The organism is Acinetobacter lwoffii (assembly GCF_024129685.1).
In the GTDB taxonomy this organism is placed as follows: Bacteria; Pseudomonadota; Gammaproteobacteria; order Pseudomonadales; family Moraxellaceae; genus Acinetobacter; species Acinetobacter lwoffii_X.
In genome coordinates this window covers 19,745-43,717 of record NZ_JAMXXL010000021.1, presented here as the reverse complement: position 1 = coordinate 43,717, position 23,973 = coordinate 19,745, and the positions used below count along the sequence as shown (strand labels likewise).

The following is a 23,973-nucleotide window of genomic DNA, read 5'->3' as shown; positions in this document are numbered from 1 at the left end:
CGGCTATTTCACCCATTCCAGATGTTGATGAATTGGTGCATACAGGCCATGGGCAAAATCATGACAGCAGTTTTGCAAGGCCAGATCCGGATCCTGATCTTGCAAAATAAATTGCCAATCCTGATGCAAGACACTAGATTCATTCGAAGTCAATGGCTTAGCTGTTTTAGGACTATAACTGTTGTTCCAGGCTTCCAACAATTCCTGCATTTCCACAATGGTCATTTTACCCTGTTCATTCTCGGCCCACTGCCACTCTTTTTTCATCAGTAATTCTGCCGGCAAGACCAGCGGCTGCTGTTGACCAATTTTCCATGCCTTTAACCAGAGCTGCAAATACTCATGTGCCTTGCTCGAACTCAAGCCAGAAAACTTCAGGGTTTTATTACTGAAAATGACAATGCGCTCCAGTTCTGGAGAGCGTGCATCATCATTTAAGTAAGCCAGCCACAGCAGATACTCCAGCCAGATCTGGGCACGGCGTTTTTCCGAGGCCGAAGAGGATTGCATACTCAGCCAGTAGCTGCTGTGTGGAACCTGAGGCACGTTAATATGAATGATCAGTTCAGGACTGAACTGCCAGGATTGCTGGGTAACTGGCGTCAGTTCTTTACCCAACTGCAGCAAACGTTCTTGCAATAACTGCTGTTCCTGCTGGCTGCCCAGCCAGGTGGCTTGCTGGGTTTTGCCCACTGGCAAACGGTCTAGCATCAGGTTCGGCTCAATCTCCTGCTCTTGTTGCAACAGGAAATCCCGTACCTGATACTGTTCCAGCTTGTTCAGTAATAGGGGTTCCCGGGAACTCGGCAAATCGGCATAGCGAATCGTGGAAACCCCGACACTTTTCAGGAATAGACGTGCCGGGAAAATCATATCGCGGATCCATTCATCGCCTTTGAGTACCCGGATTTCTTTTTGTTCCAATGCCGGATAATGTGCATTGATCCAGCTGCTGCGCTTGCCTTCGGCACTACGAATATACTCTGCTACCGCAAACCACTGATCCTGATAGCGCGGTGTCTGCATATCTGCGAATCCGGCCGGATCAAAAGGCTGCAAGGGATGCACATGATAAAGCTGCCGAATATGTTGAGCGACTGACAGACCATGAATATCCACCATCGGATCGATTTCGGCATCCGGCTGTTCAGACTGGCAGATCAGCGCGATATGCTGAACCAGTTCCTGCAAGGCAGTGGATGGATCGCGAGCCTCACCATCCTCCAGATCAAAGCCATTATAGAACAGCCATAGATTTTCCTGTGCCAGCAGCAAGGCATCCAGAAAGGCGCCCTGCTCGTCATCCAGACGGGAACGGTCACCGAGTTGCGGCTTCAGGCTGCGCATCAGGTCAAACGGAACCTGTTGATTACGGCTCGGAAATTTACCGCTATCCAGATTCAGCATCACCACCAGTTTATAAGGCAATGGCCGGATCTGACCAATCTGGCTAAAAGTAATCTGTCCGGTCGGTTCGGCCTGATCCAGCTGCATCTCCAGGGTATTCTGAATTTCTTCCAGCACATAAGGCAGAGGCAGACTGAGTGCCACCAGTTCCTGACTGGCATGCGGATCATCCTGGTCATGATAATCGGCCAAGGTCAGCATCCGCATTTGCTTGTCGATAATCTCGGCAACGGTTTTGAGCGATTCCACGCCAGCATCACTGAACTCGTTCAGATCGGCGCGCAGATATTCCAGCCAGGTTTTGACTGGCGTGCGCTGTCCGGTTTCATGCAAAGTCAGCCAGTCACGGCGCTCTACCAGATCCTGATAAATCCGGATCAGGGTGGATATCAAGGGAAAATCACTGGTCAGAACCTTGGCATAACTCAAGGTGTCCTGAAACAGGGTATGTTCAGGAATCGCCAGACCCAACGCCAGACGGTCCAGCGCGAATTTAAAGCTAAACCGGTAATCCTCATCGCCTGCGCTCAGACTTTGCTGTAAATGCTGCTGGTCCAATCCACGCTTGAAGCCAGCATCTGTCAGCAATTGTAACATCCGCTCTACCTGACTATAGTCCAGACCATAATACTGCTGGGTCGCATTCAGGCTGAGCCAGTCGGCAAAGTCCTCAATACTGAAACGGCGCCGTACCCACTGAATCCGGCCCAGTACCGCGCGCCAGGCATTGCTGACATCCAGACGCGACACCCCGGCAATCTGGATCGGTAAATACAGGTTATCTTTTTGCAGGCGTTTGCTGCCGGTTTCGCGCTCACGCGGTGGTGGCGCAAAGACACTGCGAATTGCCGGTTCCAGTTCTTTCAGACTTGGCGTCAACACCAGAATATCACTGGGCTGACGCGGCGCTTCTTCATTGCCTTGAGCCAGCCAGTGAATCAGTTGTTCTTTGAGAACTTCCAGCTGACGTAATGAAGAATGACAGACATGAATCTGTACCGAATCATCATCAGGGCTTAAAGCATATTGATGCTGCTCGGGCTCGAGCAAATACAGGATATCCGACTGGATTTTGGCCAGCAGCCTGTCCTGATATTCATCCACAAAGACATCGGCCCAGAGACCCTCTTCCCCCGAAGACAGTTTAGAGAGTAGAGAAAAATGATCCCGTGCCTGCTTGCCGAATCGGGTCAGGAGCGGATGCCGCGATTCCCGGTCTTCGGCATTAAAGTTCAGCTGCTTGATCCTGAAATCTTTTATTTCCGCATCATTCGGTTTACGTTGACGGGTTTTTTCAAAACGCTGAATAAAGCGCTCTTCCCGCTGCAAATCAAATCTGGCTTTCCAGTCCGGATCGACACTGTCGGCCCAGTATTCCTGCGAGGGGTTGAAGTGAAAAATATAGATATCAATGTACTGGCCCAGACGGCGTAAAAAATCCAGCTGGCTCGGTGGCAATTCTAACAGGCTAAACACCACAATCTGTGCCGGCAGTCGTTTCAGAGCTTGGGCCCGGGTCTCTGCATTTTCCAGCCGATCCCAATACAGGCGTTCAATCTCCAGGATTTTGGCATAGTCATCCTGAAATACATGCTGCCACAACCAGCGTTGCCAGGCTTCCAGTTCACGCGCCTGAATCTTGACAAAATCCGCCACCTGCATCTCATGGCCATTTTCATCTTTGGGGCTATAGATCATCTGTTCGATATCAAGCGCAATATCCTGTCCCCAGGCCTCGAGCCAGTTACTCGGACAACTGCAGTTGTTTGGAGGACAGTTACGCGCGCAATAACCGCGATAATCCATATAATGACTGAACAAACGTGACACCTGCTCCGCCACCCAGTATAGCATGCTCTGTTTTTTCAGCTGTTTTTCTGTGCCCTGTTCCAGCCGGTCGGCACTGTCATAAATCCGCTTCACAATGGAATACAGTGGATGATCGACATCTAAAGGAATCTGTTCAGGCAGAATGCATTTTCGCAGCGCCTGAAACACGCGCCATTTGATGATAATGCGCGGAATATTGGCTTCACGGACCTGCTCTACTTCTTTGGGAGCATTCAATACCCACTGATAAGAGGTCCATTGAAAGGCGCGAATCCGGTGATGAAACTGGGTATTGGCGCTAATGCCTTTTTTCTCGGCAATTTTCTGGGTCAGCCAAGTTTCTACAGCCGGAGATGGCACAATAAAATGCCGGGTTTGTAACACCTCAAATGGATTCCGGGCAGTCTGGTTGACAATACGCAGCATACTATCCAAAAGCACATCAATACGTTGACTCTGAATAACATGGATGGCCATTGGTTCCCCTGAACTGCTGAATGTGGTTCTTACTACAAAACGATAAAGATTATTTACTATACATCCCGAACGCGCTATGACACTTTAAAACCACACTTCAGTCGAAAAATTTCTTTGAAAAAAGCATCTTAAAGATGCTTGAATAGAAAAAACAACATAGAGCTTAGGTAGTGCCCATGAAATTAGATAAAATTCCTGAACGTCTCGATCCGAGCCTAGATTTAGAACAAATCCGCGCCGAGTGCCTGGAACTCACCAAAAAACGCGCCTATTATTCTGCCGGTGCTGCGGTTATTCCAGTGCCGTTTATGGACGTGGTCATTGATATCGGTATCTTGTCGCAATTGATTCCCGAGATCAATGCCCGCTTCGGCCTGGCGCCTGACCAGATCAGTGTCTATGATCCAAAAACCCGTCAGGTGCACTGGAATGAGTTGCGTAAACGCGGCGTAGAATTTTCTGGTCTGGTGGTCGCACGTACGGCAGTTAAAAAATCTTTGAACAATGTTGCAGCGAAAGTGATCACAAAGCAAGTCACAAAATTCATTCCGCTGGGCGGCCAACTGGTGGCGGCAAGTCTGGGCTATTTTGTCATGAAAAAGATTGCTGAAGCACATGTAGAGGAATGCTACCGTGCAGCTAAAAATATCCAGCAAAAACAGGTGGCGCAAGGTTAAAATCCGGGTGAGCTGAATTTTTGCAGCCCTCTAGATACTCTTACTTCAGGCAGATTATTCTGCCTGAAGCTGTTTTAAAATAGCCTTTAATACTTCGACCCGTGCGGTATGTTTATCATCAGACGCGATAATGTGCCAAGGCGCTTCCTCAGTCGAAGTATGTTCAAACATATCGGCTGCCGCTTTCAGATAATCGTCCCAGCGCTCCCGGTTACGCCAGTCTTCTTCAGTAATTTTAAAACGCTTATGCGGTGTATCTTCACGCGCCTTGAACCGTGCTGCCTGTTCCTCTTTAGAAATGGCCAGCCAGATTTTCACAATCACCGTTTGATGCTTGACCAGGCTCTGTTCAAAACGGTTAATTTCCGCATAAGCTCGCTGCCATTCTACCGGACTAGAAAACCCTTCTACCCGTTCTACCAATACCCGACCATACCAGGAACGGTCAAAAATGCAGATATCATCATCGGTTTGCAGCTTGGTCCAGAAGCGCCATAAATAGGGACGGCTCAGCTCAAATCTTTCTGGTGCAGCAATGGTATGAATTTCATATTCACGTGGATCCAGTTTTTTGACAATTCGCTTGATCGCGCCGCCCTTGCCGGCAGCATCCATGCCTTCGAACAGAATCACCACATTACGCGAATCGGAACGCATGGCTTTGGCGACCTTCGCGGTTAATTTTTTTAGTTCCGGTTTGTAATCTTCTGGCTGGGCTTGAGTCTTGGAAGGATGTTTTAACTGCTCGGGAATCTTGGCCTGCTTCCATCTTCCCTTGGCTCTGGCGGGATGATCCGGACAATGTTTCAAGGCACTCAGGATATACTGGGCAAATTGCTGGTCGCGCTGCTGCTCATCTTCGCCATCAATAATGAACCAGTCCTCGGTAAAGCGCTGACGCAGGCGCTGCAAGGTGTCATATTCTTTACGATTGCGCCAGTCCAGACCATGCAGTTGATGCCAGTGAGTTTCACTCGGATCCATGGCATCCAGACGTTTTTGCAAGACTTTCCAGGACAGGTCAAACCAGACCTTGATCACATCGACATGGTTATTTTTCAGGTCCTGTTCAAAGGCCTGCATCTCTTGCAGATATTCATCAAACTGTGCATCACTCAGCGGGCTTTCAGCTTGCATGGCACTGCCGAGCAGATCGCTATACCAGTTACCAAACAGCACCATGATCTGGCCTTCGGCAGGAATAAAACGTGCATAAGGTTGCCACAAGGTCTGCTTCGGGCCGGCTAGCTGAGGCTTATCGGCTTTCACACGCAAATAGCGCGGATCGACCCATTCACGTAACTGTTTAACCGCTTCACCCTTGCCGGCCAGTTCAATGCCATTCACCAGAATCACCAGACTTTTGGCATTTTTCTGGCCCCGGGTCTTTTTTAAATTATATTGGGCATCAATCAGCTCGACAGACAGCTGATCTTCATCCATTAACTGAAATTGTGGTTGTTCCATACGCATCTTCAACCCTGATCTTTTATTCTGTTTGCAGTATAGCGAGGAGTTTCAGCGCAAAAATAGCTCTGGCAACGTTTTTCACACGATTAAATTGGCTATTTAAACAACAGATTGACATACAAATGCCCGATCTCTGTTCAATTTGTCATAGCAGGATTGTCCGGCAGCCTCTAAGATTCTTGCATCCTCCAATGATAATTGAAGCCTCATGTCCAAACTTGCCGTACTCGATGATCTGTTAGCGCATTATTATCAATTGGCTTATCACACCCGGCCTGACATTTTAAGCCGTTTACAGGATGTGCAGGCCTGGCAAAAAGTCCGCATGCAGCGCACTCATCGCGCCCATTTTGCTGAAAAACAAAACCTGTTGATGTCCGAATATTTCCTGAACCGTCTCTACGGCGGCGCTGACTTTGATGCGCTGGCGGAACAGATTGCCCGGCTGATGAAATATGCGCATAAAGCAGAAAAAGTTATTCCGGAAAATGCCATTAAAACCGGCACCTCAGGCGTAGAGTTGGCTATTCTGGCGGTACAGCTGGATGAACAGGTCGCGATTCAGTTATTACAGGATTATCATCCACATGAACCGCTGACTGACGAGATGATGCGCCTGACCTATTTGAAACTGGATCAGGGTGAAGCACGCCTGAAACAGTTAGCCCTACTGGATCAGCTCGGTATGAGTCTGGATAAATATATGCGTTCATTTGTGGTCTATACGGCCTTTAAAATGTGTAAGGGCGCGGCGAATAAATATAACTTTCAGGTGATGTATGAATTTATGCAGGATGGTTTTCTGGCCATGAAGCCACTCAAATCGGCAGAAAAATTTGTACGCACGTTCACTGCCACCGAACGCCAGATTATCGAGAAAGTACATTCTGGCGATCCGCTACCGTTTCAGTAAATACCCGATGAGTATTTCTGCCAAGCGTGAATTTTTCTGTATATTATTCATAACAATTGCATCATGATTGCTGAATAAGCCTTTAGAATCTGTCATGATGCAGACAATGCAAGATTAACCCGATTGATATGTTAGGAGTGACTCCAATGTCGAATGAAAATACAACGCCTACCCCTACCCCCGAGTCGGCACAACAGACAGACAAAGTGAGCCCATTCTTAACTGAACCCCTTCCACAAGGCACCCCGCAAGGTCAGCAACAATCTTTAGAACAACGTCTGACTGACACGCCTGTGACGGGTACTGTGCCTAAATACAATCTGCCACGCGGTGCCAATACAGGCAACGTCGGCTCAACCACGCACTTTGGCTATCAAACTGTCAACAGCGAAGAAAAAGCCCAGAAAGTCGCAGAAGTGTTCCACTCGGTGGCGAGCAAATACGACATCATGAATGATCTGATGTCTTTTGGTATTCATCGCCTGTGGAAGCGTTTTGCAATCAATATGTCAGGTGTACGCCGTGGCCAGCATGTGCTGGATATCGCGGGTGGTACTGGCGACTTGGCTAAAGTCTTTAGCCGCGAAGTGGGCCCGACGGGTCATGTGGTACTGTCTGATATTAACGAATCCATGCTGAATGTCGGTCGTGACCGTCTGATTGATGCGGGCTGTACCAATGTCGATTTCGTTCTGGCCAATGCCGAAACCTTAGAACCATTTGCAGACAACAGCTTCGATCTTTTAACGATTTCTTTCGGTCTGCGTAACGTGACTGATAAAGATGCGGCACTTGCTGCGATGTATCGTGTCCTTAAGCCAGGTGGCCGTTTACTGGTGCTGGAATTCTCTAAACCGGTGTTCGAGCCATTCTCTAAGCTGTATGATCTTTATTCGTTCACGGCATTGCCAATCATGGGTAAAATCATTGCCAATGATGCAGAAAGCTATAAATACCTAGCTGAATCGATCCGTATGCATCCGGACCAGCGCACCCTAAAAGGCATGATGGAAAATGCCGGCTTCCAGAATTGTGACTATCACAACCTGACTGGTGGGATTGTTGCGGTTCACCGCGGTTTCAAACTTTAAGGTTCCTTGCCTATGTGGTCAATTTTGGTACTCGGTGCTGTTGAACGCGTGATTCATCATGTGATTGATCTGGATGCCATTACCCGCATCCAGCTGAATGCCCTGTCCGGCAAAATGCTGCGGGTGGTGATCGCCTCGCCGCAGCTTTCGGTTGATGTGTTTTTTGATGAAGGCAAAGTTCGTCTGGAACCAACGGCAACCGGTCATACCGAAACACCTTCGGTCTTTGAACAACGTCCATTTGACGCAAGTTCCGCGACAATCACCGAAGCGACAGCAACCTTGCAGGTCAGCAATGTGGTGGAATTACTCAAGCTGCTGCTTTCCGATGAAGTCGGCAATATTCCATTGCAAGGCGACTACAAATTATTGCAGGAAATCCAGCGCATCATGCAACAGGCGGAACTGGATCTGGCAGCACACTTAAGTCCCTGGGTTGGGCCGACACTAGCGCATGAAATTGGTAAATTGCAACTGCTGCCCAAGCAGCTAAAACGCACCCTGCAAAGTCAATTATTCTTTGCTGAAGATGCCTTAAAAGAAGACAGTGGTCTGTTTGCCCCACGCTGGCAAATGGATGACCTGAATCAGGACACCCGTATCCTGAATCAAAATTTAGATCGGGTTGAAGCGAAAATCCATCAGCTTCAGGCTCAAATCGATGCCTCAAACAATTCTACTCAAGACTAGGTACACAGCTTTATGATTCCGCATGTTTCACGTTTACTCGAACTTTGGCGCATCGCCGCGCACTATCGACTCGACACGTTGTTTCCTGCGGAAGAATTACCAGAAAAATCCCGGCATGTGCTATTCCTCATCCGGATGCATCCGGCCGCCTGGTCCAGTCGTGAACGTAAAAATCCACTCAAGCTGAAACTGGCTTTAGAAGAAATGGGGCCGTTGGCGATCAAGCTCGGTCAACTGCTCTCGACCCGTCGTGACCTGATTCCACCTGAAGTTTTACAGCAACTGGTCTTGCTACAAGACCGGGTCAAGCCGTTTGATAATGACGTAGCCAAGATGCGCATTCAGGAATCCCTGAAAGCTGATGTAAATACCCTATTCGCGCGTTTCGATACCCAGCCACTGGCTGCAGCTTCGATTGCTCAGGTGCATACGGCTGCCTTGCATGATGGCCGTGAAGTGGTGGTTAAAGTCACCCGCCCGAATATTCGTCAGCAGATTTTGCAGGATTTTGAAATTCTGGAATGGCTCGGTCAATTTTTGGAAAAACGTCTGGAAGCAGCACGTGCCCTACATTTATCGGAAATCATTCAGGATTACCGCCAGATTATTCTGAATGAGCTGGATCTGACGCTGGAAGCAGACAATACCCGCCGTATGCGCCATCACTTTACCGGCTCGAGCATGATGTATGTGCCGGAAATTTACATGGACAGCAAAGACGTGCTGGTGGCCGAGCGCATTACTGGGGTGCCGATTTCAGATATCGCGACCTTTGACCGGTTGGGCATGGATCGTGCCGATCTGGCGCGTAAAGGTCTAACCATCTTCTTTACTCAGGTCTTCCGCGATAACTTCTTCCATGCTGACATGCATCCGGGAAATGTCTTTGTAGAAACCATCAATCCAGCCAATCCGCGTTTTATTGCGCTGGACTGCGCGATTATGGGCGAGCTGTCCAAACACGACCAGATGACCGTAGCACGCATGCTACTGGCGGTCATGAACAGTGACTTTATGCAGCTGATTCAGGTGGTGCATCAGGCTGGCTGGATTCCACCGGGGACTGATCAGGATGCTTTGGCACGTGAAATGCGCCGCAGTGTGGGGCCGATGGTGTCCAAACCGATGCATGAATTGGACTTTGCCGGCATTCTGATTGAAGTGATGGATATCGCGCGTCGTTTTCATCTCGAAATTCCACCTCAATTGATGTTGCTGCTAAAAACTTTGGTGCATGTCGAAGGTCTGGGAACCGACTTGTATCCTGAACTGGATATCTGGAGTCTGGCTAAACCAATTCTGACGGACTGGATCAAGGCCCAGATGAATCCGCAAAAGAACCTGAAAGAACTGGGACAGAAAATCCCGGATCTGCTTTTAGGGGCGCAGGATTTACCGACCCTGATGATCGACAGCTTAAACGGTTTAAAAAACCAGTCAGCTTGGCATGCCAAACAGCTCAATGAATTACACAGCATGCGCCTGCAAATGGAACATCAACAGAAGCGTAGCTGGATGTTCGGCAGTGTCATGGCCATTCTGCTGGCGATTGCAATTATTTCACCATGGTTTGTGTCGGTGATTCTGATTGTGTTGGCAAGTGTGCTCGCCGTCTGGCGAATTGCGAAATAAGCGATTTACATATGCAAAAAGCCTGAATAGTCTCAGGCTTTTTTTATATCTTAAAGATGAGGATGACTCCAAAGTCACCTTAGGACATATCTTGCCATTGGGTTCTAAGACCTATCGCTTAAAATAAGCACACATTTGGCTAGTATAGGTTCAACCATGGTACAGATTTTACAAAAACGTGCGCCTGCGCTGACGATTCGTGCCGGCCATCTGGCACGTGAGCTGATTCTGCAACAAGGTTTGCAACCCGAACAGGTCGATATTGTACCTGGTGCTGCAGGTGGCCCAAAAGGCATCGGGATCCAAGGACTGGATCAGGCGATTTTTGGTGATTTTTTTCCACGTGCACCTCAGCGTAGAACTTTGGTGGGTTCTTCGATTGGCAGCTGGCGTTTTGCCAGTATGGCTGCACATGGAGTTCAACAGGGAACCGAACGTTTGGGTGAGCTGTATACCAACCTCTATTTTCATAAAAAAATGACCCGTCAGGATGTCAGCGAAGTTTGCCGTGGCATGCTGCTGGATCTGGTACAAGGCAAAGAAAACGATCTAGTCAATCATCCAGATTATCATCTCGCAGTCATTTCAATTAAAGCCCAACACATTTTCCAGAGTGACAAGGCATTGCCGTTGCTGGCTTCTGTGGCTGGAATTCTTGGAACGACCGCAGTCGCGCGCCGGCACAGCCGTTATTTCATGCAACGTGTGATCAGCCAGCCCAATATCGGTGAACAGTTTAAAATCGCTGAAGATGGATTTACCACGCATTATCATGCACTGACCGAACAGAGTGTGTTGTCTTGGCTGATGGCTTCAGCCTCTATTCCCGGGGTAATGGCAGCGGTGAACAATATTCCGGATGCACCGCAGGGTTATTATCGTGATGGTGGCCTGATTGACTATCACATTGACCTGCCCTTTCAGAGCAAAGGCATTGTGCTGTATCCACATTTTACCGATAGCATTACCCCTGGCTGGTTCGACAAGTTATTTAAACGTACCTCAAATCCGGAAAATCAGGCACGAACTTTGCTGCTTTCTCCATCGCAGCAATATCTGCAAAGTTTGCCTTTGGGTCGTTTGCCTGATCGTAAAGACTTTAACTTAAAAGGTTTGGATCAAACCCAACGGATTCAGCTGTGGAAGCAATGTATTGCGGAAAGTCAGCGTCTGGGCGATGAATTTCTGGAACTGGTCGAGAAGCAGAATTTTGCTGAGGTGATGCAGGCCTTGTAATTGGCCGCAGCTGCCCGATTATTTGTATAATTGCTTTAATTTTGTGAACTGTTGAAATTTATGCAGAAGTTTTTAGTTGTCCTGCAATACCTATGTCTGGCCTTTGCCATTTATCTGATTTATAGCGTCAGCATGTCGCTGTATAGCCAGGATTTTGTCCTGATGGAGTTGGTCGCTGATATCGGTACGATTCTGATCTGTATCGACCTGGCGGTATTTTTATTTACCAGTAAAGGCAAGCCCGGCATTAGCATGGAAGAATATGCAAAAAGACTGGAACAGCCACCATCTAAACTGGTCTATGTGACACGAAAATTGGGGCATCTCGGTATTTTGCTGATTATCACCAGCTGGATTGTGCCGATGATTAACTCATAATGATCCAATAAAAAACCTCCCAATTGGGAGGTTTTTTTAAATTAAAGATATCTGAAAATTATTTAGAACCTTTAATCCCTGCTTGCAATAGCAATGCACCCAAACCACCAATTTTTTGCTCTTGTGGTTTAGCCGCTTGAGGTTTCTTACCCTGAGGGCGATCACCTTGCGGACGTCCTTGCTGTGGACGTTTACCCTGAGGCTTACGTTCACCACGTGGCTCATTGTTCTCGCGACGTGGCTGACGTGGTGCTTTCGCCGGCGCTTCAGAACCTTCAGGACGCATCGACAGATTCACGCGGTTACGTTCAGCATCCACATTCAAAACACGGACTTGTACGATTTTACCCGGTTTCACCACTTTATGCGGATCAGCGACGAATTCATTGGCAAGTTCAGAAATATGTACCAAACCATCTTGATGCACGCCCACATCGACAAATGCACCGAAGTTAGTCACGTTAGTGACTACACCTTCCAGTTGCATGCCTTCAGACAATTGCGCAACTTCAGTAATGTCATCACGGAATTTAGCAGTGCGGAATTCTGGACGCGGGTCACGGCCCGGTTTTTCCAGTTCAGCCAATACGTCTTGAATCGTCGGCAGACCAAATTTCTCGTCTGCAAATTCTTCTGCATTCACTTGGCGAATGATTTCAGTATTGCCAATGATGTCTTTTACAGTCGTTGCTTTTGCTTCAACAATTTTGCTCACTAAAGCATATGACTCAGGGTGAACTGCAGACGCATCCAGTGGTTCTGTACCATCTTGAATACGCAAGAAGCCCGCAGCCTGCTCAAAAGTACGCTCGCCTAAACGTGGTACTTTTTTCAAAGACTGACGATTGTCAAAACGACCATTTTCCTTACGGAATTCCACAATTTGCTGTGCGATCGATTTATTCAGACCCGCGATATAACCCAGAATTGCTGCTGATGCAGTATTTACATCCACACCCACTGAGTTCACACAGTCTTCAACGACCGCTTCAAGGGTTTTCGCCAGACCGGTCTGGTTCACGTCATGTTGATACTGACCCACACCAATCGATTTCGGATCGATTTTCACCAGTTCTGCTAGTGGATCTTGTAAACGGCGTGCAATCGATACCGCACCACGAATAGATACATCTAGTTCAGGCAGTTCCTGTGAAGCTAGTTCAGATGCTGAATATACCGATGCACCTGCTTCAGATACAGAAACACGCGTCATTTTCAGATCACTGTTCGCAGCCATCATTTCAGCAACTAAAGCTTCAGTTTCACGGCTTGCAGTACCATTACCAATCGCGATCAGGTCAACATTGAACTCGCGGCATAAACGCGCCAGCTCGGCCAGTGAACCTTCTTTATCGTCTTTTGGTGCAAATGGATAAATCGTGCTGTGTGCAAGAACATCACCAGACTCGTTCACTACCGCCAGTTTCACACCGGTACGGATACCCGGGTCCACGCCCAAAGTGGTACGTGCGCCTGCAGGTGCAGAAAGCAGTAAATGACGCAGGTTTTCAGCAAAGACGTTCATCGCTTCTGTTTCAGCAGCCAGACGTTTTTCAGTCAGCAATGAATGTTCGATCGTTGGACGAACTTTACCGAGCCAAAATAGTTTTGCAGTTTGCTTCAAGAAATCCTGACGCGCTTGTGGCTGAACAGTTTCAAGATTGTATTCAGTTTCAATACGCGCCAACGGGGCATCATCTTCGCCATCCACTTTCAGGCCTAAAACGTTTTCTTGACGGCCACGCAGCATCGCCAATAAACGGTGTGAAGGCACTTTATTCAAGTTTTCAGAGAAATCGAAATAATCACGGAATTTTTTACCGACTTCTTTTTTCTCATCACTGGCAACCAAACTTTTCAGCACGGCAGTTTTTGCAAATGTCGCTTTAAGTTCAGTGGTCAGCGCGATATTTTGCGCCCAGTCATCAATCAGGATGTGCTGGATCGCATCAAGCTGGCTTTCAGTATCTGGGTAATCTTCATGGCTAAAACCCACCAAAGCTTCAGCTGGATCAACGGCTTCATTAAAGATTTTTTCGGCAATCGGGCCTAGACCGGCTTCTTTGGCCTTGAATGATTTACTGGTACGTTTTGGACGGTACGGCGCGTAAATTTCTTCTAATGCATTTTTGGTTTCAGCGGCATTCACACGCGCCAATAAATCATCAGATAATTTATCTTGTTCTTTGAGTGATTCAATCACCTTTTCACGGCGCTCATACAAATCACGCAAGTATGATAAACGCGTATCGAGTTGACGTAGTTGCGTATCGTCTAAGCCTTGCGTTACTTCTTTACGGTAACGTGCAATAAAAGGAACACTGGCACCTTCATCAATAAGCTTGATGGCAGCCTCAACTTGATTTGGACGTACGGCAAGTTCTTTTGCCAACTGCTGAACTAAGTCAGTCATCGTGTTTGATCCCACAAGGATAAGTACTAAATGGCATGATTATAAAGACCGGGTCTATAAAATCCACCATTGTTTTTATTAATTTACCTCATCTTTATATTATGAAGTGCCACAGTTTTCTGCTTTTCCCGATAAAGTTTGTATGAACTTTGCTTTTTATCCAGCTTAAAATCGTATTTTTTGCTCATTTAGATGTATATATTTGGTATCTATGTCTTGATTTTAACTGCAATATTTGGTGCTTTAGAGCATAGTCAATTAATATCAATGAATCGTATACTCAAAGCCTATTTGATTTTTGTTTATGATGACAATAAAGAATAAAGGAGCATCTCATGAGTTTAGTTGTACCTGCTGAAAAAGCCGATGCCGTACATACCGAAACGGACCGGGTCGAACGGATCCTGGTGGTTGATGATGATGTTCGTCTGCGTACCCTATTACAGCGTTTTCTCGAAGATAAAGGCTTTGTGGTTAAAACTGCACATGATGCCACGCAGATGGATCGACTTTTACAGCGGGAACTGTTTTCTCTGATCGTGCTCGACTTTATGCTTCCGGTCGAAGATGGCTTGAGTATCTGTCGTCGTTTACGCCAATCCAATATCGATACGCCTATCATTATGCTCACCGCTCGTGGTAGCGATTCTGACCGTATTGCCGGTTTAGAAGCAGGTGCCGACGATTACCTGCCTAAACCGTTTAACCCGAATGAACTATTGGCACGTATTCGTGCGGTATTACGTCGTCAGGTACGCGAAGTGCCAGGTGCACCAAGCCAGCAGATGGAAGTAGTTTCTTTTGGTCCATGGTCACTGGATCTATCTACCCGCACCCTTACCCGTGAAGGCCAAGTGGTAACACTCACTACCGGTGAGTTTGCGGTACTGAAAGCACTGGTGCAGCATCCACGTGAACCATTAACCCGCGACAAGCTGATGAATCTGGCGCGTGGCCGTGAATGGGGTGCTATGGAACGTTCAATTGATGTTCAGGTGTCACGTTTACGCCGTTTAGTGGAAGAAAATCCAGCCCGTGCACGTTATATCCAGACCGTATGGGGTGTGGGTTATGTCTTTGTTCCAGATGGTGCTGAATAAAGGAAAAATTATAGGATAAAGATTACCCCAGTCTATTGTCCCTAAAAGTCATTCGCTGCTGTTTGAGCCTCCCTTCTTTAAAGGCTCGTATACAAATGCGCGAGTTCAGCGAATGGCAAAGTTTTTTGGTTACTTTTTTCAAAAAAAGTAACACAACAAGCTCCTTCCATCGAAGGTTCAAGCAGTAAGATTCCATTACAAATATTATTACTGCTCAATTTGGAAAATGCCTACAAGGAGCTGGTGTGAAACTCGACCCCATCGATCCACAAAAATTTACCGATTTTGTCAGCTACTCGGAAAAAAAGCGTACCCGCTGGGAACGCTTTCTCGACAAGATCAAGCCGCGTTCTGCTGCCATGCGTACCACGGTACTGGTGGTTTTTGTGGTCTGTTTCAGCCTATTCATGTCCTTGTGGTTCTTTTGGCGTACCCTGTTTTTACCTGAAATCCAACAACATGCGCGTTATCTGGCCATGGAACTGGAAATTCTCAACAATCCCGATCTGCGCCTGTATCATAAACAGCAGGAAGTCGATATCGATGACTGGTTAAGAAATCGGGTCGGCATTGAATATGTCACCAATCCGGCAGAATATCCCACGGTTCGAGAAAAGCTGATTGCAGAGTTTTTTACCCGGCAGATCGAAACCAAACTGGCCAAAGAATTACGCATCGAACAAGCCACGGTCTATTTCCAGTTTAAGCCGAGTCCACGTATCTGGATCCAGACCCCTGAAATGAATGGTCACTGGGTACAGGAACCTTTAAAGACGTATGCCAACTATAGCAATGAACTGATTTTGGGCTGGTTGCTTGGCACGCCGATTATTGTCGGCATCATTATTTTGACCTTGGTGCGTCAGCTCAACCGTCCTTTACGCCGTTTGCAGAACGCCGCCAACAGTTATAGCCGAATCGGTTCGGCGCCCTATCTGGATACCAATCATGGTCCACTGGAAATCCGTCAAGTGAATCATGCCTTTAATCAGATGATTTATACGCTGGATCAGACCGAGCGGGAACGCCGAATTATGCTGGCCGGAATTTCACATGACTTGCGCACGCCCTTAACCCGGATCCGCCTCAGTGCCGAAATGATGCCAGATGAAGACTTTCTCAAAGAAGGTCTGATTTATGATGTCGAAGATATGGACGCGATTCTGGATCAGTTCATTTCCTATATGCGCGACGGTTCCGATGAAGAACCGCAGGACACCAATGTCAATGTACTGCTACAGGAACTGGTCAAGCAGTTTAAACCGCTAGATATCCGTTTCACTCCGCAAGAAATACCGACCATTCAGGCGCGCAGCATGTCGCTGAAAAGACTGATTGGTAATCTGATCAATAACTCGAAACGTTATGGTTCCGAACCAATTGAGCTTTCTGCCCATGTTGAAGAAGATCAACTGTTGATTTGTGTGGCAGACCATGGCGAAGGCATCCCGGAAGATCAGATCGAAGCCTTGATGCAGCCTTTTGTTCGGGGCAATTCGGCAAGAACGGTACAAGGCAGCGGCTTGGGACTGGCCATTGTGAAACGGATTGTCGATATTCACCATGGTCAATTGCGTATCCATAATCGTCCTGAAGGTGGGCTTGAAGCTATCATTTCACTACCCGTGAATCAAGAGAACCCAGAGACACTTCCCCCAGCCACTACACTCGATAAAATTCGCCAAACTTTGACTGATCACTTTTAATAAGTGATCATTAATTCAACAAATGACTTTTTAGTTTTTCTATACAATTCATTTTATAGTTCACGAATTCAATCATTTAAAAATCATCATTTTTTATTATACTTACATTTAGCTAAAAAATTAGACCTTAGCCTAACACCTATGCACAATACATTTTTTGAGCGGTACAATCCGTATCATAGTTTAAGAATTAATGAGAGTTAAAATGTCTTTAGATCGTATCCGTTTAGCCTCCCTACACAACAAAGTCATCAGCCCTGAACAAGCGGCTGAATTCATCCAAGATGGCATGACTGTGGGTATGAGTGGCTTTACTCGCGCTGGTGAAGCGAAGGCGGTTCCTTTAGCTTTGGTTCAACAGGCAAAAGCAAATCCATTAAAGATCACGTTAATTACTGGTGCATCACTAGGGAACGATCTAGACAAACAACTGACTGAAGCTGGTGTATTGGCACGTCGTTTACCGTTCCAGGTAGACAATACTTTACGTAAAGCGATCAACAACGGCGAAGTGATGTTCATTGACCAGCACTTGTCTGAAACTGTTGAGCAAATGCGTAACCTGCAGTTGAAAAAACCAGACGTTGCGATCATCGAAGCCGTAGCAATTACTGAAGATGGCGGCATCATTCCAACAACATCTGTTGGTAACTCTGCAAGCTTTGCGATTTTTGCTGAAAAAGTGATTGTAGAAATCAATACGAATTTAAGCCCGGCATTTGAAGGCTTGCACGATATCTACATCCCGACGTATCGTCCAACGCGTCAAGCGATTCCATTGACTCAAGTTGATGAGCGTATTGGTACGCATGCGATCAATATCGATCCATCTAAAATTGTTGGTATCGTATTTAACAGCGAATTGCACGACTCTCCATCTACTGTAACCGCACCAGATGATGAGACGCAAAGCATTGCCAACCATTTGATCGCTTTCTTTGAAAAAGAAGTGGCTGAAGACCGTCTACCGAAAAACCTCGGACCTCTTCAAGCAGGGATCGGTTCAATTGCAAATGCCGTATTGACGGGTCTGAAAGATTCAAACTTCGAAGACCTGATCATGTACTCAGAAGTTCTGCAAGACTGTACTTTTGAATTGATCGATGCAGGTAAGATGAAGTTTGCTTCAGGTTCGTCTATTACGCTTTCTGCTAAATATGGCGAAAAAGTATTTAACAACCTTGAACAATACAAAGACAAACTGGTATTACGTCCACAGGAAATTTCAAACCATCCTGAACTGGTACGTCGTTTAGGTATTATCGGCATCAACACTGCACTTGAGTTTGATATTTACGGTAACGTGAACTCAACTCACGTATGTGGTACCAAAATGATGAACGGTATTGGTGGTTCAGGTGACTTCGCACGTAATGCGCATTTGGCGATCTTCGTGACCAAATCCATCGCGAAAGGTGGTGACATCTCTTCTGTAGTGCCATTTGCTTCACATATCGACCATGCGGAACATGATGTTGATATCCTAGTGACTGAACAAGGTCTTGCGGATCTTCGTGGTTTGGCTCCGCGTGAGCGTGCACGTGCAGTGATTGATAACTGTGCGCACCCAATGTACCGCGATGCGTTGAATGATTACTTTGACCGTGCATGTGCAAAAGGCGGCCATACCCCTCATCTTCTTCGTGAAGCGCTTTCTTGGCACTCAAACTTCGAAGAAAATGGTCACATGCTTGCTGTTGAAGCTGCAGTAAAAACTGCATAATTGACTGCATTCACAAAACGCCCTACGGGGCGTTTTTTTATGGCATTTTTATATTTTTTTTGAATAGTCAGAACCTGATTATATTAAGGAAGCCATCTGGCTATCACCTACTCTTTCTTCTTTTATTTATCCTGCCGATCTGCTGTAGAAATACACTTCTGATGCTCAAGGGCTTTAAATTCTGATTCTTCACCCTCATACTTGAACACAAGAGCAAAATTAGAGACATGACATGCGCGTAGATATCTGGTCAGATGTGGTTTGCCCCTTCTGCTATATTGGTAAAAAACGTTTAGAAGCTGCTGCACAAGAAGCAGGTATTGAGCTAGAAGTACATTGGCACAGTTTCCAGCTCGATCCTGAAGCACCGGTACGTCAGGAAGTCTCCAACTCTGAGCGTCTGGCGCAAAAATATGGCCGCACCGTGGCAGAAGTCGAAGAGATGCAGCGCAATATTGCTGAAATGGCCAAAGCCGAAGGTATTGAATTTAACTGGGAAGGTGCCAATTCAGGCAATACCTTTAATGCGCATCGCCTGATTCACCTGGCGCAAAGCAAAGGTTTGGGCAATGAAGCACAGGAAGCGTTCTTCTATAGCTATATGACCCAAGGTCTGGCGATTGGAGAACGTGAAACACTGGAAGATGTCGCAGCGCGTATTGGCCTGAATCCGGTCGAAGTCGATGACCTGTTGGATTCGGAAGAATATGCTGATTTTGTCAAATTCGATCAGGAAGTCGCACATGAACAACTCAAAGTGACCGGTGTACCTTTCTTTGTTTTTGATCAACGTGTGGCATTGGCAGGCGCGCAGCCTAAAGAAGTTTTCCTGCAAGTATTTGAAAAAGCGCTCGATACATCAACCAACAGTCAGGCAGCACAGTGCTCACCAGAAACGTGTGACACGCCAGACCAAGCTAAATAAAACAACGTTCAATAAAAAAACCCCATTTTAAATGGGGTTTTTTTATTTGTTATTGAATGGCATTCGCTTAATCAACCAGAAAACTAATTTTTAAATTGACACGATATTCCGTGATTTTATTTTCTTTAATGACAACCTTCTGTTCATTGATCCAAGCACCTTGTACATTTTTGACCGTTTCTGTGACTTTTTGAATGCCCGTTTGAATCGCATCTTCAAAGCTTTTATTGCTGCTTGAATTGACTTCTACCACTTTTGCAATTGCCATAATAAAACTCTCAGCATGAAAATGAATGGAATTCCATCTTAGTCCATTCTCAGAAGATTGCAGCAGCCCGTAAACAAGCGATAGCAAAAACTTACATGGATTGAACAAAGCTCGAAATTCAATCTTAAATTGGCAGATCAAAAACACATCGCCGTTTGTTTTGGCACTCGATCAAGTCCAGATTCTCATCGCCAAAACAAAGCATAAAGTCCTGTAAAATCATAAAAATCAAACTAGAGTAAATACACTAATTTATTGTTTTATAGAGTAATTTATCTAAAATTTACTGCCTGAATTTGCCGAATCTATCATTTTATATTAAGTCTTATTTGCTATTATTTCACCCGAATTAAGTTTAAATATTCTCCTCTGTTCAAGTCATTGAACACTCTGATATTAAAGGTCATCCTATGAATGCTCTTAAATTTGCTTTCGCTGCAACCGTTATGGCTTTTTCCGTTCAAGCGTCTGCACAAATGGCGCAAGTGGTTCATCTGCCAGACTTTCCAGCGACTAAAGCACCTGCTGAAACAGTAAATACAGATGCTGCGACTGTAGCAACTGAAAAAACGGCTTAATGCAAAACTGTTTTGCATTAAAACAGGCTGATTGATTCAGCCTGCTTTTTTTATCATATTGAACACATTCTGTGTAAAAGATGCACAACTCTCAAAAATATCGATTATTTCCTACTCTCATTTTTTCTATTGATTTTTATCACTTTTAATTAAAAAATTTGTTTATAAAACACTCAAAATAGATCACTATTTTATGTGATCTCTGCTTATAATTGCAGCAATATAAATAGATTAATGATAAGAAAATTTTTTATGCATGAACTTCAGGCATTGGTACAGGGCAAAATTCCGCCTCAGTCAGTTTCTATTGATTATTTAATTGAAATGGCAGAAAGCTATACAGACTCGAATTCTGCTGAATACAGACTGGTCGAGCTGGCGGTTAACATTGTACTGGCACAAACCCTGGATAAAGCACTGAAACATCTCTAGAGATCAAAAAATGAATGCTTTAGAAAAAGCACACTTAATTAAAGAACTACATGGACTGGCGCAGCAACTGGAGCATAAAGTCCTGCCTTTCTATGAAATTGCCCGTTCTAAAAAAAGGATACGCGATATTTTTAATCTGTGTGATGAGCCTATTTTCAAGACCCAGATTTCAGCATTTAAGGCCCGCACTCAACCTGAACTTGTTGCTTACCAATTTTCTGCTAATACGTCTTATCATCTAAGCTTTCGTGGCTATTTCACCGAAATCTTAGCACTGGAACAAGCACTGTCTGCCCATCCGGATTCAGGCTGGGCAGTTTTACATCATCCTGAACGTGGCTGGCAAATTTGGCTGATTCCGGCTCCCCAATCTCCTGCCCTGCACAGCCAATGGGCTGAATTGCAACACTGCTATATCTGGCTGTTGCAACAACAGCAACGATTTTCTTGCCTGAAACAGGATCCACCCTTGATCGTTCCAGCCTTATCCTTACACGAAGCTGAAACCAGCTGCAATTCTATGGAAACAACCAAATATCATCGGGGACGGCCGCGCGTAAGAATTCATGCACTAGAATTAAATCGCTCAGATGAGTCAACCAATCAGATACAAATTGAACGCGAGGCGTTAAATCCTCAGTTAAAAACTGAAACGACCATTCCGCAAGAACAGATCACAGCCTCCGAATTGATTCAATTCCCTGCACAGATTCAACTAGGCGAACTAAACGCCCATGTACACCCTTTAGGCTTAGAAGAAACCAATATCCAGCGGCTCTGTGCTTTAGAAATGACTGAGAAGATCGAACATCCTGCCTATTTGGATATCGCACTGTATTATGCAGCAGAAGATAATTGGCAGGCACGTCAGGTTTATTTGGTTGAACAACTGAATCTGCAAGGCCAGTTTGTTAAATATCTGATGCTCTTAGGGGTACCGAGTCAGTTGCAGGCTCACTATTGTATTCAACATTGGCTTACCCACCATCAACGCCAGGCTGCTGCGATTAAATCACTGGCCTGGTCTGTTATAAGCATCAGGTTCATGCAACTCGAGCTTTTTTCAACGGCTTACTTGCAGCAGGCTGAAACAGTCTGGACAAAGCCAGATTACCATCCTTTTATACCCGCCCAGTTTATTCAGAAGCAAAAATTTATCTCGTTTCAAGAAGCTGCTGCGAATTTTTCTACTCCTGTACTCTTACTGCAGGAACATCAAAAAATCCGAGTGATTCATGGTGAAAAACGCATGTCTATGGCAGAGAAGGAGCTGGCCTATCCACACATCTTGCTGCAACGCGACAAACAGCTAAATTGGCAGAATATTCACAATATTATTTTAACAATGCCGCAACCGATTCATGTGCTGGAACTTTATCGGGAAATTCAGGCTCAAATGATTGAATAATTGCTGTTATTTTGTAGCTTTAACTTGCTTTTTAAGGCGATTTTTTAGAAAACTACAGCTAAATATAAGCATACAAGAGCAACAAATATCTCATGCAAATAAACAGGATTACTCAAACTTTACTGCTCTCTCTGGGCCTAGGAATGAGCGGTAGCATGTCCTGGGCAAATTCAGTCACAGCTGCTCCTGCCAGTTCAACAAATACAGAGCCCAGCCGATCAGGCTTACTGGATCAGATTCCACGTTTGATCGATGCAACACCAACAGTTCTGCCAGAGCAATCAAGTGTCGCCATCGTTCCATCCACGCTAGAGACAGAAAATTATTCATGGGCGGATCAAAAACAGAAAGGCATCCGCGAATGGGCTGATCGTACTGCACATAAAATTGATAACTGGTTTGGTGAAACCGATCCGGATCAGCCAGCTGCAGCCACATTACGGATCATTCTAGATAATCGCTGGGATGAATATGAAGGCTATGAGATTAAGCCCCGAATCCGCGGCAAGATCAAGCTTCCGACCTTGGAACAAAAGCTGAGTGTGGTTTTTGGTGATGACAGTCTGGACAATGAATTAGACAGTAATGTCGCGATTACCAATGAAAATCCTGCCACTTCCGGAGATAAACGTCTGGATACTAAACGTGCACGTGAAGATAACAGCTCTTTTGCCTTACGTTGGTCTGAATGGTCAGATCGCATTCCTTTCGAAACCGATCTGGATCTGGGCTTGCGTTCTGGAGATGATATTTACCTGCGTGTCAAAGCCAGTAAAGATTGGACGCTGGAAAATGACTACTCTTTTCATGCCGAACAGATTTATCGCTACGGCATTCAAAGCGAAAACTATTTACGGACCAATCTGGAGCTAATCCATGCCCGTCCCAATCAGGCCTTTTTCTCCAATCAGCTTAGTCTGACTTATGCAGATGATCAAGACGATGATCTGACCTGGGACAACTACACCTTCAGGCAACATCAGTTTTTTCAGGACAACCGTTTCAGTTACGGCATTTATACCGGTGGTTATCTAAATGACAAGGATCTGCGTCTCAACCGCTGGGGCCCCTATGTGTCGTGGAGACAACCTTTTTTACGTGAATGGTTTTTTGTCCAGACCGACCTGAACTATTTGAATGATCATCGCGAAGATCGTGATCACTATGTCGGAGCTTTGGTGCGTTTAGAAGCGTTATTTTAAACTGACTGATACGAGAAAATAATAAAAGCCCATCATTCATGGGCTTTTTTCAATATTACTGAGGCAATCAGCGTGGCAAGTATTAGCTGGTTTTATTCAAGATAATACGATCACTGCGTAGCACACGTTTTTGCTGCAATGAGGGTTGTTCCATCACCGGCATAGTGAAGCGAATATGATCGCTACGTTGTACACGTTTCGGTTTTGTTACGTTTACTTTTGCTGTTTTATAAAAGCTAATGCGATCTGTGCGTACCACTTTTTCTGCAGCAGGTGCCGCTAGACTAAACTGGCTCATCGACATCAGGATTACAGCGCCCATACTGATCATCAGCTTAGATTTCATAACATTCTCTCTCTTTGCTTAATGATCGCAATTATAAATTAAAAATTAATTAATAATCTAAAATATAGATT

At 45.7% G+C, this 23,973-nt stretch carries 20 protein-coding genes; 15 read left to right on the top strand and 5 right to left on the bottom strand.

The window, feature by feature from the left end; all coding sequences use genetic code 11:
• Nucleotides 1-3 precede the first annotated feature (3 nt).
• Complete coding sequence (locus NI464_RS10835; RefSeq protein ID WP_253138368.1) at nt 4-3,714, bottom strand: exodeoxyribonuclease V subunit gamma; 3,711 nt, start codon at nt 3,712-3,714, stop codon at nt 4-6.
• A 176-nt stretch (nt 3,715-3,890) separates the two neighbouring features.
• Between NI464_RS10835 and NI464_RS10830 the strand changes: the two genes are divergently transcribed.
• The gene (locus NI464_RS10830; RefSeq protein WP_004278581.1) at nt 3,891-4,391 is read left to right on the top strand and encodes a hypothetical protein; all 501 of its coding nucleotides are present in this window, start codon (nt 3,891-3,893) and stop codon (nt 4,389-4,391) included.
• 54 nt (nt 4,392-4,445) lie between these two features.
• On the opposite strand, the gene pap is transcribed toward NI464_RS10830, so the two are convergent.
• Nucleotides 4,446-5,864 (bottom strand): polyphosphate:AMP phosphotransferase, encoded by a 1,419-nt coding sequence (gene pap / locus NI464_RS10825; RefSeq protein WP_004647335.1) that lies wholly within the window; start codon nt 5,862-5,864, stop codon nt 4,446-4,448.
• A 205-nt stretch (nt 5,865-6,069) separates the two neighbouring features.
• Between pap and NI464_RS10820 the strand changes: the two genes are divergently transcribed.
• The 6 genes from NI464_RS10820 (at nt 6,070) to NI464_RS10795 (ending at nt 11,801) form a co-directional block, all read left to right on the top strand.
• Nucleotides 6,070-6,774, top strand: coding sequence for a DUF8198 family protein (locus tag NI464_RS10820; RefSeq protein ID WP_004647334.1), 705 nt, complete (start codon nt 6,070-6,072; stop codon nt 6,772-6,774).
• A 146-nt stretch (nt 6,775-6,920) separates the two neighbouring features.
• On the top strand, nt 6,921-7,865 hold the full coding sequence (ubiE, locus tag NI464_RS10815; RefSeq protein WP_004647333.1) for a bifunctional demethylmenaquinone methyltransferase/2-methoxy-6-polyprenyl-1,4-benzoquinol methylase UbiE: 945 nt from the start codon (nt 6,921-6,923) through the stop codon (nt 7,863-7,865).
• A 12-nt stretch (nt 7,866-7,877) separates the two neighbouring features.
• On the top strand, nt 7,878-8,555 hold the full coding sequence (locus tag NI464_RS10810) for a ubiquinone biosynthesis accessory factor UbiJ (RefSeq protein WP_180038614.1): 678 nt from the start codon (nt 7,878-7,880) through the stop codon (nt 8,553-8,555).
• Between the two features lie 12 nt (nt 8,556-8,567).
• Nucleotides 8,568-10,187 (top strand): ABC1 kinase family protein, encoded by a 1,620-nt coding sequence (locus NI464_RS10805; RefSeq protein ID WP_253138366.1) that lies wholly within the window; start codon nt 8,568-8,570, stop codon nt 10,185-10,187.
• Nucleotides 10,188-10,343: 156 nt separating this feature from the next.
• On the top strand, nt 10,344-11,423 hold the full coding sequence (locus NI464_RS10800) for a patatin-like phospholipase family protein (protein WP_253138364.1): 1,080 nt from the start codon (nt 10,344-10,346) through the stop codon (nt 11,421-11,423).
• Between the two features lie 60 nt (nt 11,424-11,483).
• The gene (locus NI464_RS10795) at nt 11,484-11,801 is read left to right on the top strand and encodes a hypothetical protein (protein ID WP_005245842.1); all 318 of its coding nucleotides are present in this window, start codon (nt 11,484-11,486) and stop codon (nt 11,799-11,801) included.
• A 58-nt stretch (nt 11,802-11,859) separates the two neighbouring features.
• On the opposite strand, the gene NI464_RS10790 is transcribed toward NI464_RS10795, so the two are convergent.
• Nucleotides 11,860-14,214 (bottom strand): Tex family protein, encoded by a 2,355-nt coding sequence (locus NI464_RS10790; protein ID WP_253138362.1) that lies wholly within the window; start codon nt 14,212-14,214, stop codon nt 11,860-11,862.
• A 335-nt stretch (nt 14,215-14,549) separates the two neighbouring features.
• Between NI464_RS10790 and ompR the strand changes: the two genes are divergently transcribed.
• The 4 genes from ompR (at nt 14,550) to NI464_RS10770 (ending at nt 19,668) form a co-directional block, all read left to right on the top strand.
• The gene (ompR, locus tag NI464_RS10785; RefSeq protein WP_004278590.1) at nt 14,550-15,314 is read left to right on the top strand and encodes an osmolarity response regulator transcription factor OmpR; all 765 of its coding nucleotides are present in this window, start codon (nt 14,550-14,552) and stop codon (nt 15,312-15,314) included.
• A gap of 245 nt (nt 15,315-15,559) precedes the next feature.
• A complete protein-coding gene (locus NI464_RS10780; protein ID WP_253138360.1) occupies nt 15,560-17,020 on the top strand; it encodes an ATP-binding protein in 1,461 nt (486 codons plus the stop codon).
• 205 nt (nt 17,021-17,225) lie between these two features.
• A complete protein-coding gene (locus NI464_RS10775; RefSeq protein ID WP_004647324.1) occupies nt 17,226-18,743 on the top strand; it encodes an acetyl-CoA hydrolase/transferase family protein in 1,518 nt (505 codons plus the stop codon).
• 232 nt (nt 18,744-18,975) lie between these two features.
• Nucleotides 18,976-19,668: a DsbA family oxidoreductase gene (locus NI464_RS10770; RefSeq protein ID WP_004647323.1), complete on the top strand. Its 693-nt coding sequence runs from the start codon at nt 18,976-18,978 to the stop codon at nt 19,666-19,668.
• A 67-nt stretch (nt 19,669-19,735) separates the two neighbouring features.
• On the opposite strand, the gene NI464_RS10765 is transcribed toward NI464_RS10770, so the two are convergent.
• Entirely contained in the window at nt 19,736-19,936 is a 201-nt protein-coding gene (locus NI464_RS10765; protein WP_004278594.1) for a dodecin family protein, read from the bottom strand.
• A 410-nt stretch (nt 19,937-20,346) separates the two neighbouring features.
• On the opposite strand from NI464_RS10765, the gene NI464_RS10760 reads away from it, so the two are divergent.
• The 4 genes from NI464_RS10760 to NI464_RS10745 all read left to right on the top strand — a co-directional run bounded on the left by NI464_RS10760 (nt 20,347) and on the right by NI464_RS10745 (nt 23,556).
• Entirely contained in the window at nt 20,347-20,514 is a 168-nt protein-coding gene (locus NI464_RS10760) for a hypothetical protein (RefSeq protein WP_004647322.1), read from the top strand.
• A 252-nt stretch (nt 20,515-20,766) separates the two neighbouring features.
• The gene (locus NI464_RS10755; RefSeq protein WP_004647321.1) at nt 20,767-20,946 is read left to right on the top strand and encodes a hypothetical protein; all 180 of its coding nucleotides are present in this window, start codon (nt 20,767-20,769) and stop codon (nt 20,944-20,946) included.
• Nucleotides 20,947-20,956: 10 nt separating this feature from the next.
• The gene (locus tag NI464_RS10750; protein ID WP_243475126.1) at nt 20,957-22,354 is read left to right on the top strand and encodes a hypothetical protein; all 1,398 of its coding nucleotides are present in this window, start codon (nt 20,957-20,959) and stop codon (nt 22,352-22,354) included.
• 92 nt (nt 22,355-22,446) lie between these two features.
• Nucleotides 22,447-23,556, top strand: a complete 1,110-nt coding sequence (locus NI464_RS10745) for a hypothetical protein (RefSeq protein ID WP_004647319.1) — start codon at nt 22,447-22,449, stop codon at nt 23,554-23,556.
• Between the two features lie 82 nt (nt 23,557-23,638).
• On the opposite strand, the gene NI464_RS10740 is transcribed toward NI464_RS10745, so the two are convergent.
• Nucleotides 23,639-23,902: a hypothetical protein gene (locus tag NI464_RS10740; RefSeq protein WP_243475124.1), complete on the bottom strand. Its 264-nt coding sequence runs from the start codon at nt 23,900-23,902 to the stop codon at nt 23,639-23,641.
• Nucleotides 23,903-23,973 lie beyond the last annotated feature (71 nt).

What these genes read in the sequence shown, in the direction of transcription:
- NI464_RS10765 (WP_004278594.1), bottom strand. Translation starts at nt 19,936, where the DNA reads ATGGCAATTGCAAAAGTGGTAGAAGTCAATTCAAGCAGCAATAAAAGC.
- NI464_RS10820 (WP_004647334.1), top strand. Translation starts at nt 6,070, where the DNA reads ATGTCCAAACTTGCCGTACTCGATGATCTGTTAGCGCATTATTATCAA.
- NI464_RS10745 (WP_004647319.1), top strand. Translation starts at nt 22,447, where the DNA reads ATGCAAATAAACAGGATTACTCAAACTTTACTGCTCTCTCTGGGCCTA.
- NI464_RS10830 (WP_004278581.1), top strand. Translation starts at nt 3,891, where the DNA reads ATGAAATTAGATAAAATTCCTGAACGTCTCGATCCGAGCCTAGATTTA.
- NI464_RS10800 (WP_253138364.1), top strand. Translation starts at nt 10,344, where the DNA reads ATGGTACAGATTTTACAAAAACGTGCGCCTGCGCTGACGATTCGTGCC.
- NI464_RS10835 (WP_253138368.1), bottom strand. Translation starts at nt 3,714, where the DNA reads ATGGCCATCCATGTTATTCAGAGTCAACGTATTGATGTGCTTTTGGAT.
- NI464_RS10810 (WP_180038614.1), top strand. Translation starts at nt 7,878, where the DNA reads ATGTGGTCAATTTTGGTACTCGGTGCTGTTGAACGCGTGATTCATCAT.
- ubiE (WP_004647333.1), top strand. Translation starts at nt 6,921, where the DNA reads ATGTCGAATGAAAATACAACGCCTACCCCTACCCCCGAGTCGGCACAA.
- NI464_RS10750 (WP_243475126.1), top strand. Translation starts at nt 20,957, where the DNA reads ATGAATGCTTTAGAAAAAGCACACTTAATTAAAGAACTACATGGACTG.
- pap (WP_004647335.1), bottom strand. Translation starts at nt 5,864, where the DNA reads ATGCGTATGGAACAACCACAATTTCAGTTAATGGATGAAGATCAGCTG.
- NI464_RS10755 (WP_004647321.1), top strand. Translation starts at nt 20,767, where the DNA reads ATGCATGAACTTCAGGCATTGGTACAGGGCAAAATTCCGCCTCAGTCA.
- NI464_RS10795 (WP_005245842.1), top strand. Translation starts at nt 11,484, where the DNA reads ATGCAGAAGTTTTTAGTTGTCCTGCAATACCTATGTCTGGCCTTTGCC.
- NI464_RS10740 (WP_243475124.1), bottom strand. Translation starts at nt 23,902, where the DNA reads ATGAAATCTAAGCTGATGATCAGTATGGGCGCTGTAATCCTGATGTCG.
- NI464_RS10760 (WP_004647322.1), top strand. Translation starts at nt 20,347, where the DNA reads ATGAATGCTCTTAAATTTGCTTTCGCTGCAACCGTTATGGCTTTTTCC.
- NI464_RS10775 (WP_004647324.1), top strand. Translation starts at nt 17,226, where the DNA reads ATGTCTTTAGATCGTATCCGTTTAGCCTCCCTACACAACAAAGTCATC.
- NI464_RS10790 (WP_253138362.1), bottom strand. Translation starts at nt 14,214, where the DNA reads ATGACTGACTTAGTTCAGCAGTTGGCAAAAGAACTTGCCGTACGTCCA.
- NI464_RS10770 (WP_004647323.1), top strand. Translation starts at nt 18,976, where the DNA reads ATGCGCGTAGATATCTGGTCAGATGTGGTTTGCCCCTTCTGCTATATT.
- NI464_RS10805 (WP_253138366.1), top strand. Translation starts at nt 8,568, where the DNA reads ATGATTCCGCATGTTTCACGTTTACTCGAACTTTGGCGCATCGCCGCG.
- ompR (WP_004278590.1), top strand. Translation starts at nt 14,550, where the DNA reads ATGAGTTTAGTTGTACCTGCTGAAAAAGCCGATGCCGTACATACCGAA.